9 protein-coding genes are annotated in these 13094 nt (G+C 73.4%); 5 read left to right on the top strand and 4 right to left on the bottom strand.

Annotation, left to right across the window (positions count from 1 at the left end; genetic code table 11):
* Window positions 1-166 precede the first annotated feature (166 nt).
* Together DTB53_RS10865 and DTB53_RS10870 are read left to right on the top strand one after the other, a co-directional pair.
* Window positions 167-3826 (top strand): S8 family serine peptidase, encoded by a 3660-nt coding sequence (locus DTB53_RS10865; RefSeq protein ID WP_172595255.1) that lies wholly within the window; start codon window positions 167-169, stop codon window positions 3824-3826.
* A gap of 80 nt (window positions 3827-3906) precedes the next feature.
* Window positions 3907-4578: a hypothetical protein gene (locus DTB53_RS10870; protein ID WP_003965389.1), complete on the top strand. Its 672-nt coding sequence runs from the start codon at window positions 3907-3909 to the stop codon at window positions 4576-4578.
* Between the two features lie 159 nt (window positions 4579-4737).
* Here the strand turns inward: DTB53_RS10870 and DTB53_RS10875 are convergent, their stop codons facing one another.
* The 3 genes from DTB53_RS10875 to DTB53_RS10885 all read right to left on the bottom strand — a co-directional run bounded on the left by DTB53_RS10875 (window position 4738) and on the right by DTB53_RS10885 (window position 7881).
* Window positions 4738-6297 (bottom strand): peptidoglycan-binding protein, encoded by a 1560-nt coding sequence (locus DTB53_RS10875; protein WP_012378469.1) that lies wholly within the window; start codon window positions 6295-6297, stop codon window positions 4738-4740.
* Between the two features lie 249 nt (window positions 6298-6546).
* Window positions 6547-7278 (bottom strand): nitroreductase family protein, encoded by a 732-nt coding sequence (locus tag DTB53_RS10880; RefSeq protein WP_003965387.1) that lies wholly within the window; start codon window positions 7276-7278, stop codon window positions 6547-6549.
* 156 nt (window positions 7279-7434) lie between these two features.
* A complete protein-coding gene (locus tag DTB53_RS10885) occupies window positions 7435-7881 on the bottom strand; it encodes a nitroreductase family deazaflavin-dependent oxidoreductase (RefSeq protein ID WP_042495778.1) in 447 nt (148 codons plus the stop codon).
* Between the two features lie 248 nt (window positions 7882-8129).
* On the opposite strand from DTB53_RS10885, the gene DTB53_RS10890 reads away from it, so the two are divergent.
* From DTB53_RS10890 to DTB53_RS10900, 3 genes are read left to right on the top strand one after another with little or no spacing between them, the layout of a single operon-like run.
* Window positions 8130-8363, top strand: coding sequence for an acyl carrier protein (locus DTB53_RS10890; protein ID WP_003965385.1), 234 nt, complete (start codon window positions 8130-8132; stop codon window positions 8361-8363).
* Complete coding sequence (locus DTB53_RS10895) at window positions 8360-9625, top strand: beta-ketoacyl-[acyl-carrier-protein] synthase family protein (RefSeq protein WP_003965384.1); 1266 nt, start codon at window positions 8360-8362, stop codon at window positions 9623-9625. Before DTB53_RS10890 ends, DTB53_RS10895 begins: the two co-directional genes overlap by 4 nt.
* A gap of 22 nt (window positions 9626-9647) precedes the next feature.
* Complete coding sequence (locus DTB53_RS10900) at window positions 9648-10556, top strand: alpha/beta fold hydrolase (RefSeq protein WP_012378467.1); 909 nt, start codon at window positions 9648-9650, stop codon at window positions 10554-10556.
* A 104-nt stretch (window positions 10557-10660) separates the two neighbouring features.
* Here the strand turns inward: DTB53_RS10900 and DTB53_RS10905 are convergent, their stop codons facing one another.
* Complete coding sequence (locus DTB53_RS10905; RefSeq protein WP_042495775.1) at window positions 10661-13066, bottom strand: DUF8508 domain-containing protein; 2406 nt, start codon at window positions 13064-13066, stop codon at window positions 10661-10663.
* Window positions 13067-13094: the final 28 nt, after the last annotated feature.

A 13094-nucleotide genomic window follows, 5' to 3' on the forward strand; every position in this document is an offset into this window, starting at 1 on the left:
CGCCACGGCGGTTTCCCGCCCGGCGGATACGCAGCGGACCTCCCGGATTTACCGGTAGATCAGCTGCATGACTTCTTCCCCCTCCTCCGTCCCCGGCCGGGCGAGATCCGCCCGCCCGGGACGCAGAGCCCTGCTCCTGGCGACCTCGGCGGCCCTGCTGGGCGGCATGCTGGTCCCCTTCGCCGGCGCCGCCGGCGCCGCCCCCGCACCCCGCGACGGGACCCCGCGTCCCGAAACCCGCGCCGAGAGCCACACCGTCACCCTGATCACCGGTGACGTCGTGCGCTACGTGGACGGCCCCGGCGACCGGGACACCGTCAGCGTGGACCGCCCCGACGGCGCGGAGGGCGGCGTCCGCGTCCAGCAGGCCGGCGAGGACGTGTACGTCCTGCCCGACGAGGCCGCCGCGCTGATCGCGGCGGGCGCCCTGGACCGGCGGCTGTTCAACGTCTCGGCCCTGGTCCGGATGGGGTACGACGACGAGAACGCCGGCTCCGTCCCGCTCATCGCCACCTACCCGCCCGCACGCGCCAAGGCCCTGCCCGCCGCCCCGCGCGGCGCGAAGAAGGTCCGCACGCTCGCCTCCGTCCACGGCGCCGCGCTCAGCGCCGACAAGGACGGGGCGCGCACCTTCTGGGACGCCGTCACCTCCGCGCCGAGCGCCCGTTCACTCGACGGCGGGATCGCGAAGCTCTGGCTGGACGGCCGCTCCGAGGCACTGCTGGCCGATTCGGTGCCGCAGGTGAACGCCCCGCAGGCCTGGGCCGCGGGCTTCGACGGCAAGGGCGCCAAGGTGGCCGTCCTGGACACCGGCATCGACGCCGACCACCCGGACGTCAAGGACCGCGTCGTCGGCGCCCGCAGCTTCGTCCCGGGCGAGGAGGTCGACGACAGGAACGGACACGGCACGCACGTCGCCTCCACCATCGCCGGCTCCGGCGCCGCCTCCGACGGTGCCGCGAAGGGCGTCGCCCCGGCCGCCGACCTGCTCGTCGGCAAGGTCCTCAGCGACGAGGGCTCCGGCGCGGACTCCGGGATCATCGCGGCCATGGAGTGGGCGAAGGCCGAAGGGGCCGACGTCGTCTCCATGAGCCTCGGCTCGCCGGTTCCCGACGACGGCACCGACCCGATGTCCCAGGCGGTGAACTCCCTCTCGGCGGACGGCGGTCCGCTGTTCGTCATCGCGGCGGGCAACGCGTACGGAGCGGGCACCATCGGCTCGCCCGGCTCGGCGGAGCAGGCGCTCACGATCGCCGCCGTCGACAAGCGTGACGGCCGCGCGGACTTCTCCTCGATGGGCCCGCTGGTCCGCTCGCACGGACTGAAACCCGACCTCTCGGCCCCCGGTGTGGACATCAACGCCGCCGCCTCGCAGTCGGTCCCCGGCATCGAGGGCATGTACCAGTCGATGTCGGGCACCTCGATGGCCACGCCCCATGTCGCCGGCGCCGCGGCGATCCTGAAACAGCGCCACCCCGACTGGTCCGGTCAGCGCATCAAGGACGCGCTGATGAGCTCGTCCGCGAAGCTCGACGCGTACACCCCGTACGAGCAGGGCACCGGCCGGCTCGACGTGAAGGCGGCGATCGACACGACGGTCGAGGCCACCGGCTCGGTCCCCGTCGCCTCCTACGACTGGCCGCACAGCCCGTCCGACCCGGTCGCCGAACGCACCGTCACCTACCGCAACTCCGGTGACACGGACGTCACGCTGAACCTGGCCACCGACACGGACGAGGCGGCCTACACCCTCTCCACCGACACGCTGACCGTCCCGGCCGGGGGCACCGCCGAGGCGGTCCTCTCCCTCGACCCGGCGAAGGTCGCCAACGACACCACCTTCTCCGGACAGGTCGTCGCCACCGACGCGGCGGGCACGACCGTCGCGCACACCGGCTTCGCGCTCACCAAGGAGAAGGAGCTGCACGACCTGACGGTGAAGCTCCGCGACCGGTCGGGCAAGCCGATGGACGGCCTCGTCGTCCTCGCCGAACTGGGCGACCCGCAGCTCGGCCTCGTCCAGGTCAGCGGCGGCGAGACCACGCTGCGCCTGCCGCCCGGCAACTACACCGCCTGGGCCTCCGTCGACATCGACGGCGACCGCCCGGACTCCCGGGCCCTCGCGTTCCTCGCGGCCCCCGAGATCCTCCTCACCGGCTCCACCGCCGTCACCCTCGACGCCTCCAAGGCCCGCAGGATCGACGTGCGCACGCCGAAGGAGACCGAGACCCGCCAGCTCCGCTACGACATGGCGCGCACCGCCCCGGACGGCACCGTCCAGCGCGACGCGTACCAGATACCGCTGACGTACGACCAGCTGTGGGCGAGCCCCACCGAGAAGGTCACCCAGGGCGACTTCAGCTTCCTGACCCGCTGGCGCCAGGGCGAGGAGCTCATCGACGTCGAGGCCGACGGCCGTGACGTGCCGGTCTTCGTCCAGGGCGGCGCGGCGGTCGCCGAGGACAGCAGCCGGAAGCTGACCGCGGTGTACGCGGGCAAGGGCACGCCGGCGGAGTACCGGGGGGTGAACGCGCGCGGCAGGGCGGTCGTCATCACCCGCAGCGCCGGGGTCGCCCCCGCCGAACGCCTCGCGGCCGCGCTGGCGGCGGGGGCCGAGGCCCTCTTCGTCGTCAACGACGAGCGCGGCGTGGCGATGGAGAGCTACACCCCGTACGGCGAGGAGACCACCATCCCGGTCGCCTCCGTCCAGGCCTCCGCGGGCGAGGGCCTGATCAGGGCGGCGCAGCGCGGCAAGAAGGTCCGGATCGACCAGAAGAGGTTCGCGGACTACCTCTACGACCTGGTGGACCGCCACGACGGCACGATCCCGGACCGCTCGCTGGCCTTCGCCCCCTCGGCCCGTCAGCTCGCGAAGGTGGAGAACACCTTCTACGGCCACGGGAAGACGCTCGGCGGCGGCTACCGCTACGACATCCCCGACTACGGTCCCGGCGTCGGCTTCGAGGAGTACGAGCGGTTCCCGGACGTCCGCACCGAATGGGTCAACCCGCTGCCGGGCGACTCCTTCTGGTACGAGAACCACGCGGTCCTCAACGCGGACGGGGCGGACCGGGCGCACGAGATGCGCAGCGCCGAGCTGGACTACCGGGCCGGCCAGGACTACCGGGCCGAGTGGTTCGCCCCGGTGACCCGACCGCGCCTGGGCACCGGCTACTGGGGCCCGTTCCGCACGGTGAACAACGACGTCCAGTTCAACATCACGCCGTGGACGGACGCGGGCGCGGGCCACGCCGGCTCGATGCCCGAGAACGAGTACGACACCACCTCCTACGCCTTCCACCAGGGCGACAAGGTGCTGAAGAAGGGTCCGGGCAGGGCCGGATACGTCTGGGACCTCCCCGCCGGGAAGCTCCCGTACCGGCTGGTCATCGACGCGGAGCGGGACGCGGAGACCTGGAAGACGTCGACCCGCACCCACACCGAGTGGGGCTTCGTCTCCGGCGCGCTGGAGACGGGCGGACCGCAGCAGGCGGACATCCCGCTGCTCCAGCTGGACTACGCCGTCGACACCGACCTGGCGGGCGACGTCCGCGCGGGCCGCTCGACCGAGATCGGCCTCTCCGCAACCACCCAGGAGTGGCTGCCGGGCGCGGTGAAGGCGAACAAGGCCGCCCTGTCCGTCAGTTACGACGACGGCGGGAGCTGGACCGAGGTGGCGCTGCGCAAGAAGCGGACCGGTGAGTGGACCGCCGAGTTCCGCACCCCGTCCAAGGGCGCGACCTCGGTCTCGCTCAAGGCGCACGCGGAGGGCCCCGGCGGGCTCGTCGTCGACCAGGAGATCATCCGGGCCTTCGGCCTGAAGTGAGCCGACGCATGTGGTCCCGCGTCCCTCGGGGGTGCGGGACCACGTGCGGTGGCCTCCGGCGGGTGCGGTTGGATGTGCCCATGAGCGTTCACGACGTGGCCCGCAGGCTGCCGGACATACCCACCCTCATCGATCGATGCCGTGCCCTGGCGATGCTCGACGCGATCCTGTGTCCCGAGTGGGACCACCGCTGGCACGGCTACGACGCGCGGTGGTCGCCGACGGAGGCCATGGCCTCGATGCGGGACGGTTCGGGCGGGGAGTACTCCGTCGTCTTCGCCGAGGCGGGCGCGTACGCGCGGGGCTTCGACCACGAGTCGCCGATGAGCCCGTACGTCGACGACGGCCCCTGGCCCGGGGTGCTCGACGAGGTGCCCGCCGTGTTCCGCCGCTACGTGGACGATCCGTTGTTCACCGACGAGTCCGGCATGCCCGTCGTCACCGCCTGCCTCTGGCGCACGGGCGACGACGACCGCTGGCGGGCGGGCGCCATCGACTTCCCGGAGGACGGCGAGGACTCCGACGGGGCCGACTGGCTGTTCCAGCTCCTCGTCACGGACGCCCCGGAGTCCTACCAGGAGTGGGCCGAGGACCACTTCGAGGTCTCCGTCGACCTCGAAGCCGTACGGCACGTCCTCGCGCTGCGCCCGCTGACCGACGAGGTGATCGCCGCCCTCGCCCCCGAGCGGGTCCCCGCCGAACTGGCCGCGGACATCGCGGAGATCGGGTATCCGGTCGGCCCGGGGGAGTAGAGGCACCCTGCGCCCCGGGCACCCTGCGCCCCGGGCGCCGCGCGCCCGCGTGCCGGTGGCGCCGCGGTCATCGGTCCGCCTCCGGGCGCCGGGCCCGGACGCGGCGCAGGCCCGCGCGGGTCCCTCCGGAGCGGGGGAGGGGCCCGCACGGGCCGCGGCTCACTTCCCGCTCTGCAGGGCCCCCCACGTGGCCGGGCCCACCTTGCCGTCGACCGAGAGCTTCCGGCCCGTCTGGTAGGTGCGTACCGCCGTCTCGGTGGCCGGGCCGAAGCTGCCGTCCGCGCCGACGGTGGTGCCGAGCGCCGCCGTCAGGGCCCGCTGGAGCCGCTTCACCGCGTCGCCCGACGCCCCCTTCGCCAGCGCCGGGGTCGTGCCGGCCGACAGCAGGGCCGTCCAGGTCTTCGGGCCGACCGTCCCGTCGGCCTCCAGCGCGCGGGCCCGCTGGAACGCCTGCACCGCGCCCTTGGTGGTGGGCCCGAAGCTGCCGTCCGCCGCGCCCGCCTGGTAGCCCTGGGCGTTGAGCAGCGTCTGCACGGCCTTCACCTGCGGGCCGGTGGAGCCGGACTGCTGGGTGGTGTACGTGGGGAAGGTCAGACCGTCGCCGCCGCTGCCCGGTTCGCCGTCGATCAGCTCCATGTAGTGGTTCCAGTCCCAGTTGGGCCCGGGGTCGGTGTGGTCGGCGCCGGGCGCCTCGCTGTGGCCGATGATGTGCGACCGGTTCTTCGGGATGCCGTACCGCGCCGCGAGGTGCTTGGTGAGCTCGGCGGAGGACCGGTACATCGCCTCCGTGTACCAGGCCGGGTTGTCGACGTAGCCCTCGTGCTCGATGCCGACGGACGAGGAGTTGGTGCTGCCGGCGTGCCAGGCGGTGTCCTTCTCCAGGACCGACTGGGTGACCTCACCGTCCGAGGAGCGGATCGTGTAGTGCGCGCTGACCTTCGACGCCGGGTTCTGGTACCAGCTGATGGAACCGGCGTACGACCCCTGGGTGGTGTGGATGACCACCTTGTCGACGGCTGCCTTGCGGCCGACGACGAAGTTCCCGGAGTAGGCGGCCACCCACCGCGCCGACGGGTAGTCGGGGCTCGCGGCGTAGACGTCGGACGCCGACACGGCGTCCTTGTCGGGGGCGACCGGCCGGGAGGGCACGAGCACCTCCTCGCCGCCCGGCGCGGTGGCGGACACGCCCTCGGCCAGGAAGGTGTAGACGGCGTCCGCGTAGAGCGCGGCGGCCGGCCCCTCGGCGGCGCTGTAGCGGGCCACCGCCGGATACCAGGAGTTGACGTCCCGGCGCTCGGCGGCGTCCAGGCCCAGCGCGTCGGCGTGGTCGCGCAGGACGGCCGCGCCGCCGAGGATGTTGGCGGTCGTGTCCCGGCGCAGCCGGGCCGCGCTCTCGCCGGTCAGCTCGGAGGCCTTCTCCAGGGAGCGGTTGGCCGGATTGCTCGCCAGGTGCATCACGCCGTAGCCGTTCGCCTGGCTGGGCCTGCCCGCGTGGCCGTCGAGACGGCTCTCGCCGTAGCCGACGGCGGCCAGCAGATCGCGCGGTACGCCGTACGCGTCCGCCGCCTCGGCGAACGCGCGGTTCATCGGGTCGGGCGTGTCCGCCCGCGGGGCGGCGGTCGCCGGGTGCCCGGTTGCGAGGAGGGCCGTGGCCGTGAGGGCCGCCACGGCGCAGGCACAGGCACGGGCCCGGGTTCGGGCGGCGGTGCGGAGGGGCATGGGGGCTCCTGCTCTGTGGGGGTGGGCGTGTGGGGGGAAGAGAAAAGCCCTCGGACCCGGTGTGGGTCGGAGGGATGCCGAGCACGGTCAGGCTATCGATATGGAGTGGGCATGACAAAGCGTTGAAGACGGGATTCTGCTGGCAACATCCTGCAAAATCAACGGAGTTGACCGAACCGCTAGCCCTGTCGGGTGACGTCGAGCATCACCCGACAGGGGTGTTCGCGAGGGTTGACGCGGGGCCGGACGCTACCAGCGGTCGCGGTGGATGACGTCCGCCACCGGACGTCGTCTGACCGGGCCGAAGTTGCCCGCGGGCCACCCCACCGGCACGGCGGCGAACGTCGCCATGTCCTCCGGGATGCCCAGCTCCCGCTTCCACTCCCGCTCCAGCATCAGGTGCCAGATGGTGATGTTCGCCGCGAGCCCCAGCCCCCGGGCCGCGAGCAGCAGGTTCTGCACCCCCGGGTAGACGCAGGAACCCTCGGCCAGGGCCTGGAAACGCGTCTGCGTCTCCATCATGTGCTGCGTGCCCTCCGGGCCGAGCGCCCGCGCCGACGCGGCCAGCCCCTCCTCGTCCAGGCGCGGCTCCGGGAACCGGTAGCAGGGCACGATCAGCACCGGGGTGTCGGCGAAGTGGTCGCGCTGGTGCTCGATCGCCGCGACCATCCGGCCGTACGCCGCCTCGTCCATGCCCGCGGGGGCGTACTTCCCGGTCGTCGCCAGATACGCGTCGACGCACCGCTTCCACAGCGGAGCGAGCCGCGCCATCACCTGGCGATCGGTCACCACCACGTACTCGTAACACTGCATGTTGCCGCCGCTGGGACCCCAGACGGCGGCCTGTATCAGCTGCTCGACCGTCTCGTCCGGCACCGCGTCCGGCTTGAGGCGGCGCATGGCGCGCATGGTGGACATGGTGTCGAAGAGAGGGGGGCCGCCGAGGGCGGACGAGTCGGCCTGAACCGTTTCCATGGTCATGATCGCGGAGTCTAGGCAGGCGCCTCCGCCGGTGTCTCCCCACCCCGCGTGCCAAGACGCGCCCCGGCCCGGTCTCCCGGCGAACCGGGGGCCCGGCACGGCCGCGAGAGCCGGCCCGGCGCCGGGCCGGACCGGCGGGGAAGCCGCCACGACGGCTCAGCGACGCGTCAGCCGGACGACCGGGATGTCCCGCTCGGTGCCCGCCTGGTACTCCCCGTAGCGAGGGAACAGCTCCACGAGCCCCGGCCAGACCCGCGCCTTCTCCTCCGCCGGGAGCGTCGAGGCGACGGCCCCGAACCGCTCGGTCTCCACGCGGAGTTCGACCTCCGGGGTGGCCTGGAGGTTCAGGTACCACAGCGGCGGGCGGTCCGAGCCGCCGTTGGACGCCACGATCAGATAGTCCTCGCCGTCCCGCCCGTACATCAGCACCGTGCGCCGCACCGTCCCGCTGCGCCGGCCGACGTAGTCCATCAGCAGGCACGGCACGCCCAGCTGGGTGGTGCCCTTCGTGCCGCCGGAGGACTCGTAGAGCTCGGCCTGCCGGGCGACCCAGTCGGCGGGGCTCAGCGCGACCTCCGCGTTGCCGTCCTGCTCGGCCGTCATGGGCTTCTCCTTCTCTCGTACCGTCCCGTACGGGCTGCGCCCCCATCCTGGCACCCACCCGAGCCGCACCCGGGATTCGTACACCTGGACAGCCCTCCCACCGCACGGGGGAACGCGGAACGGGAACCCGCCCGGGAAGGCGTATAAAGGGTCCTTCCGGAGCAGCCGGCGTCCCCCGATGGCCCCTCCCCCCACCTCCCCTCACAACGCGGCCGACGTCACCGCGTCACCGAGCCCAGGAGAGCCGAATGAGCACGTCGGAAGAGATCAGCACGCTGCTGGTGACGAAGTTCGGAACCGACCCCGGCGCCATCCGCCCCGATGTTCCGCTGCACCGGCTGCGGCTGGACTCCCTCGCGCTGGAGGAGCTCCGGCTGCTCATCGAGGACCGGCTGGACGTGGACCTGGAGGACGTGGCGCTGACCTCGCGCGACACCGTCGGCCGCCTCGTCGAGGCCGTCCACGGGAAGGTCTCCGCGTGAGCGCGGCCCCCGGCCGGCCCTACCGGCGGGCGCCGCTCGCCCCGTTCGCCGCCGCCGTCACCGGCGTCGGTCTGGTCACCGCCGCCGGTACGGGCGCGGACGCCGCCTGGCACGGCGTCACCGAGGGCCTCGCCCCGTCCGTCGGCCCCCGGCCCGAACTGGACGGCCTGCCCTGCGACTTCTTCTACTCCGTCACCGACTGCGACCCGGGGGCGATCCTCGGGGTGGCCGCACAGCGGCTGATGGACCGGTTCGCCCAGCTCGCCGTCGTCGCCGCCCGTGAAGCCGTCGCCGACGCCGGACTCGACCCGGCCGTCTGGGACAGCGGCCGCGTCGGCATCGTCATCGGCTCCGCCCACGGCGGGCTGCCCTTCTACGACGAGCAGCACGCCGTGCTCGCCGACCGCGGACCCCGCCGGGTCTCCCCGAAGCTCGCCCCGCTCAGCGTCGTCAACGGCGCGGCCAGCAGCGTCAGCCTCGACCTCGGCGTCCACGGGCCCAGCCTGGCCGTCTCCACCGCCTGTTCCTCCGGCACCGTCGCCATCGGCACCGCCCACCAGATGCTCCGCTCCGGGGCCTGCGACATCGTCATCGCGGGCGGCGCGGAGTCCACCTGCACCCGCCTCCTCATCGCCAGCGCCTGCAGCCTCAAGGCCGTCTCCACCCGCCGTGAGGACCCCACGAGCGCCTGCCGCCCCTTCGACACCCACCGCGACGGCTTCGTCGTCGGCGAGGGCGCCGGGCTGATCGTCCTGGAACACCCGGACCACGCCCGCGCCCGGGGCGCCGCCGTCCGCGCCCACGTGAGCGGCTACGGGGCCTCCAGCGACGCCCACTCCGCCGTCGCCCCCGACCCCGAGGGCCTCGGCATCGAACGCGCCCTGCGCACCGCCCTCGCCGACGCGGGCCTCTCCCCGGCCGACGTCGGGCACGTCAACGCGCACGGCACCTCGACGCTCTCCAACGACCTGATCGAGACGACGATGCTCCACCGGGTCCTCGGCGAGAGCCCCCTCGTGACCTCGACCAAGGCGATGACCGGCCACACCCTCGGCGCGGCGGGCGGCATCGAGGCAGCCTTCGCGGTGCTCGCCCTCCAGCGGCAACTGGTGCCGCCCACCGTCAACCTGGACGCACCCGACCCGCGGATCCCGATCGAGGTGGTGGCCAAGGAGGCCCGCGCCGCCTCCTTCGACTGCGCCGTCAAGACCTCGCTCGGCTTCGGCGGCCACAACGCGGCACTCGTCCTCACCAGGGCCTGAGCGGAAGGGAACGCAGGAGCACATGCCCGAGGAGATCATCCGGACCCTGTCGGTCGACGGAGTGCGCTACAGCTACCGCGTCCTGCCGCGCGCCCGTCCCGGCGAACCCCCGGCCACCGAACCGACGCTCATCCTCGGCGGCGCGCTCCAGGGCATGTTCGGCTGGCCCCAGATGGACGACCACCTGGGGCCGGCGACCGACGTGGTCACCGCCGACCTGCCCGGCATGGGCAGCGCCGACCCGCTCCCGCCCGGCCCCAGCGCCGAACTGCTGCGCCGGGCCGTGCTCGGCATCGCCGACGACCTCGGCGCACCCGAGCTGAACGTCTTCGGCTTCTCCTACGGCACCGCCATCGCCTTCGGATTCGCCCGCCGCCACCGGGAGCGGGTGGCGCGGCTGGCCCTCGGCGGCGTCCCGGTCCACATCGACGCGGCCCAGGTCGCCTCCTGGGAGCGGGCCCGGCGGCAGCTGGCGGCCGGGGACCGCGAGGGATTCGCCGCGACGGCGGCCGACGCGCTGATGTGCCTGGACCCCGGACGGCACGTGCACCGCAGGGAGTTGGCCCGCCGCTATGTCCGGCGCTCCTTCCTGCACGCGCTCGCCCACTCACCGCACGCGACGGACTCGCTGTACCGGGCGCTGGCCGACCGGCCCGACTTCTCCGGCGGGCTCACCGGCGTACCGGCGCTGGTCTTCGCGGGGGAGCACGACACCGTGACCTCGCCCGCGCGGCAGCGGGAGTTCGCCGCGACGATCGAGGGAAGCCGGTTCCTGACCGTCGGGGAGTCGGACCACTGGGTGGTCCTGGAGCGGGCCGACGACGTGGCCGCCCTGGTCTCCCGCTTCTTCACCGGGCGGGAGCCGGTGGGCGGTGAGGCCACCGCCGTCACCCTGCCGCGCCAGGCCGGCGCCCCGGCCGGGCGGACCTGAGCCCGTCGGACCTGAGCCGGCCGGATCCGGGATCCGGTCCGGCCGGACCCCCGTGGGGCGGACCGGGGATCCGGCCCGCCCCACGGGGGTGCTGCTCGGGCGCCTCAGTGCCAGAAGCCGCCGACCCTGATCCGCACCACCTGCGGGTCGTGGTCGCTCGCCTGGTCGGCGAACTCGGCGTTGATGTGCACCACGTCGTAGTCGGGACGCCGGACCCCGGGGCTCGTCAGAATGTGGTCCAGCGTCTGCGAGTTGCCGTCGAAGACGTAGCTGTACCGCTCCGACGGGGGGAGCGTCGTGATCAGGGGCTTGAGCGCCCTGCCCCGGGTCAGCGTCTTCATCGTCGGGGAGAACTCGAAGTCGTTGAAGTCCCCGAGCGCGACGACCTTGGCGGACCTGTCCGCCTTCAGCACCGCGGTGACGAAGGTGTTGACCTCGGCGGCCTGCTGGATCCGCTTGGTCTCCGAGGAGCGGGTCGGCTCCTGGTAGCGGCCGTGCAGCGGCTGGTCGCCGCCCTTGGACGCGAAGTGGTTGCCGATGACGAAGACCGGCTCGCCGCGGAAGACGAACTCGCCCACCAGCGGCTTGCGGCTGTCCGCCCACGCCGGGCTCGCCGGGTTGATCCGGCCGGGAGAGGCGGAGAGCCTGACGCCCTTCCACGTCTTCACGGCCTCGACCGGCGTGGTGGCGTCGCCGCCCGCGCGGTCGGTGAAGGAGACCCGCTGCGGGTTGAAGAGGAAGACGTTGCGGATGTTGCCGCCGGGCTCGCCGCCGTCCTTGTTGTTCTCGGGGGCGATGTAGCGCCAGGCGTAGCGCGGCCCGCCCTGGGCGACGATCGCGTCCGTGAACCGCTTCAGCGTCGCCTCGGAGCCCGTCGTGCCGTCGTTGACCGCGCCGTTGTCGTCCTGGATCTCCTCCAGCGAGACGATGTCGGGGGAGGAGAGGTTGACCGCCACGCCCTCGGCCAGGGTGTCGAACTTGGCCTGGTCGTCGCCCGCGTCGAGGTTCTCCACGTTGTACGTGGCGACCGCCAGCTCGTCCTTCTTCTGCTTGCGGGTCACCTCGCGCCGCAGCTTCTTGTCGACGAGCGTGCCCAGCTCGGTGGCCTGCACGTTGTAGCCGCCGTAGCTCGCGTAGTCGAGTACGCCGGTGGTGCCGCCCTTCAGCACGTCCCCGACGTTCGCCGTCGGCACCGGGCGGGCCGGGTCCAGCGACATCACCTTGAGGCGGCCGGTGTTCTGGTCCTCGTACGAGGCGTAGAGCGTGCCGCCGCGCCGGGTCGGGTTCTCCCGCGGCTTCACGGTCACCCAGATCTCGTCGTACGCGGTCGTCGCCCCGGTCACCCGGGTGTCGGCGAACCGGACCCGGGAGCCCTCCAACGATTCGTACAGGTCCAGGGCGTACCGCGACGGGTCCAGGGTCAGCGCGTCGATCGACCCGCCGTCCGCCGAGGGCACGTAACGGCCGGGCACCGAACGGGCGTCGAGGACGACCGGGGCGGGCAGCGCGTTGCCCGCGGACAGGACCGTGGTGCGGGGCGCGGTGATCTGGGTGAGGGACTGGGTGCCGGTTCCCGGGTAGTACTCGGCCACCTTGCCGCTGACCAGGACCGCGTCGCCGACCTTCACCGCGGGCGCGGAGGAGCCGGTGTAGACGAACAGGCCCTCGCCGGTGCGCGGGTCGTCGTCGGGAGCGGTGTCCTGGATCCAGAAGCCCCGCGAGCCGCCGGCCCGCACTCCGGTGACGACGCCCGGGACGCCGGTGACCGCCTTCCCGTCGAGGGGGGAGACCCGCGTGGTGCCCTGGATGTCGTGGATCCGTACGTCGCCGGGCTCGGTGGGGCCGGGCTCCTCCGGTTCCTGTCCGCCGCCGGACGTCTCGCCCTTGGTGTTGACCGGGGTCGGTGCGCCCGCGGCGAGGTCGGCCGCGTTGTCGTCGGTGTCGGCGAGCGAGGCGGCCCGCGCGACGGAGGCGGTGGCGGACGCGCCGGTGACCGGCGCGCCCTCCCGGACGACCGCGGAGCCGTAGCCGACCAGGTCGACGATCCGGGTGTCCGCCGCACAGTCCGCCGCCGACTTGCAGGTGAGCGGGGCCGTGCCGGAGACCAGGGCGACGGTGCCGCTCCCCGCCGCCATGGCGATGGCGCCGGTGGCGTCGGCGGTCGGCAGCGCGACGGTTCCGCCGGTGCCCGCGGCCTGGGCGACCAGGTAGCGGCCGCGGGGCGCGATCGACCCGGACAGCTCGGAGACCTGCCACTGCGAGCCCGCCGACGGGCTGCCCGGCAGGTACTGGACGCTCAGACCGCCGACCTCGAAGGGCGCGGAGCCGGCGTTGGCCAGCTCGACGAAGTCCCGGGTCAGCGTCGCGCCGGAGTTGCCCCCGCCGCCGTACACCTCGGAGATGACGGCGGTGGCCGACGGGGCCGCCTGGGCGGCGGGCAGGGCGGTCACCGCGAGAGCGACGGCGACGGCGCCGGTCAGCAGAACGGAACCGGATCTGTGTATCTGCACGGGAGGTGCCCCCAACTGAACTGAGTAG

Source organism: Streptomyces griseus (assembly GCF_900460065.1).
Classification (GTDB): domain Bacteria; phylum Actinomycetota; class Actinomycetes; order Streptomycetales; family Streptomycetaceae; genus Streptomyces; species Streptomyces griseus.

What these genes read in the sequence shown, in the direction of transcription:
- DTB53_RS10880 (WP_003965387.1), bottom strand. Translation starts at nt 7,278, where the DNA reads ATGACCATGGAAACGGTTCAGGCCGACTCGTCCGCCCTCGGCGGCCCC.
- DTB53_RS10900 (WP_012378467.1), top strand. Translation starts at nt 9,648, where the DNA reads ATGCCCGAGGAGATCATCCGGACCCTGTCGGTCGACGGAGTGCGCTAC.
- DTB53_RS10870 (WP_003965389.1), top strand. Translation starts at nt 3,907, where the DNA reads ATGAGCGTTCACGACGTGGCCCGCAGGCTGCCGGACATACCCACCCTC.
- DTB53_RS10885 (WP_042495778.1), bottom strand. Translation starts at nt 7,881, where the DNA reads ATGACGGCCGAGCAGGACGGCAACGCGGAGGTCGCGCTGAGCCCCGCC.
- DTB53_RS10865 (WP_172595255.1), top strand. Translation starts at nt 167, where the DNA reads ATGCTGGTCCCCTTCGCCGGCGCCGCCGGCGCCGCCCCCGCACCCCGC.
- DTB53_RS10890 (WP_003965385.1), top strand. Translation starts at nt 8,130, where the DNA reads ATGAGCACGTCGGAAGAGATCAGCACGCTGCTGGTGACGAAGTTCGGA.
- DTB53_RS10875 (WP_012378469.1), bottom strand. Translation starts at nt 6,297, where the DNA reads ATGCCCCTCCGCACCGCCGCCCGAACCCGGGCCCGTGCCTGTGCCTGC.